This window comes from Streptosporangium sp. NPDC023825 (assembly GCF_040639575.1).
Taxonomy (GTDB): domain Bacteria; phylum Actinomycetota; class Actinomycetes; order Streptosporangiales; family Streptosporangiaceae; genus Streptosporangium.
In genome coordinates, this window is the sequence record NZ_JBFAAE010000148.1 from 1 (window position 1) to 1,862 (window position 1,862).

Annotated in this window: 1 protein-coding gene; it reads right to left on the reverse strand. The window is 72.0% G+C overall.

The window, feature by feature from the left end; genetic code table 11:
- Nucleotides 1-1,862, reverse strand: a 1,862-nt coding sequence (locus AB0G15_RS43425) for a beta-ketoacyl synthase N-terminal-like domain-containing protein (protein WP_362851582.1), incomplete at both ends; no start/stop codon positions are given.

Consider the following 1,862-nt stretch of genomic DNA (forward strand, 5'->3'; position numbering starts at 1 on the left):
GCCATCCGCGCCGCGAACACCGCCGACGACTCCAGCAGCTCAACCCCCATCCCCAGCCACTGCGACCCCTGACCAGGGAAGACGAACACCGTCTTACCGCCCGAGCCGGGCGCACCGGTCACCACTCCGGCGCTGACGCCGCCCGAGGCCAGCGTCGCCGTACCGGCGAGGAGCTCACCTCGATCCGCGCCCACGACCACCGCGCGGTGGTCGAACACCGACCTGGAGGACGCCAGGGAGTGGGCGACGTCGGCGTCGGCGTCGGTTCCCGCCTCCACCCATGTCCCGAGGCGCTCGGCCTGTGCTCTGAGTGCCTCACCCGTCTTCGCCGACAGCACCCACGGCACCACCGGCAGCTCGACGGGCACCTCGGCCTCGACCGCCTCCTGGGCGGGGGCCTCCTCGATGATCACGTGCGCGTTCGTACCGCTGACTCCGAAGGAGGAGACCGCGGCCCGGCGCGGGTGATCCTCGGAGTTCCAGGAGCGGGCCTCGGTCAGCAGTTCCACGGCGCCGTCCGACCAGTCCACGTGCGGGCTCGGCTCGTCCGCGTGCAGGGTCTGCGGCAGCACGCCGTGCCGCAGGGCCATCACCATCTTGATGACCCCGGCGGCGCCCGCGGCGGCCTGGGCGTGACCGATGTTCGACTTGATGGAACCCAGCCACAGCGGCCGGTCCTCGGGCCGGTCCTGGCCGTAGGTGGCCATCAGCGCCTGCGCCTCGATCGGGTCACCCAGCGGCGTTCCCGTACCGTGCGCCTCGACCACGTCGACGTCGGCGGGCGAGAGGTTCGCGTTGGACAGCGCCTGGCGGATCACCCGCTGCTGTGAAGGACCGTTCGGCGCGGTCAGCCCGTTGCTCGCGCCGTCCTGGTTGACCGCGCTGCCCCGTACGACCGCGAGGACCCGGTGACCGTTACGCCGCGCGTCCGACAGCCGCTCGACGAGCAGCATGCCCACGCCCTCGCTCCAGCCCGCACCGTCGGCGTCCGCCGAGAACGCCTTGCACCGGCCGTCGACGGACAGGGCGCCCTGCCGGCAGAACTCGACGAACGTGCCCGGGGTCGCCATCACGGTCACGCCACCGGCCAGGGCCAGGTCGCACTCGCCGTTCCGGAGCGCCTGCACGGCCAGGTGCAGCGCGACCAGCGACGACGAGCACGCGGTGTCCACGGTCATCGCGGGTCCCTCGAACCCGAAGGTGTAGGACACCCGCCCGGAGGCGACGCTGCCGGAGTTGCCGGTGCCGATCAGGCCCTCCAGCTCCTCCGGTATGGAGGTGAGCTGGCTCGCGTAGTCGTGGTACATCACCCCGGCGAACACGCCCGTCCGGCTGCCGCGCAGGTGGTTCAGGCGAATTCCGGCCCGCTCGACCGCCTCCCACGAGGACTCCAGCAGCAACCGCTGCTGCGGGTCCATCGCGAGGGCCTCACGCGGGCTGATCCCGAAGAACCCAGGGTCGAACTCACCGGCCTCTCCCAGGAAACCACCGTGCCGTACGTAGGAGGTGCCGTGGGCCTCGGGGTCCGGGTCGTACAGCTTGTCCAGGTCCCAGCCTCGGTCGGTGGGGAATTCGCCGATGGCGTCCGTACCGGCCGACACCAGATCCCACAGACCCTCGGGCGAGGACACCCCGCCGGGGTAGCGGCAGGCCATCCCCACGATCGCGATCGGCTCGTCGTCGACCGCCGCCCTGGCCACGGTGACCGCACCGGCCGCCGAGGTGGCTCCGCCGAGTTCGGTCACCAGGTGATCGGCCACCGCCTGGGCGGTCGGGTAGTCGAAGACGAGCGTGGCGGGCAGCCGCAGCCCGGAGACCGTCATCAGCCGGTTGCGCAGCTCGACCGCGGTCAGGGAGTCGAA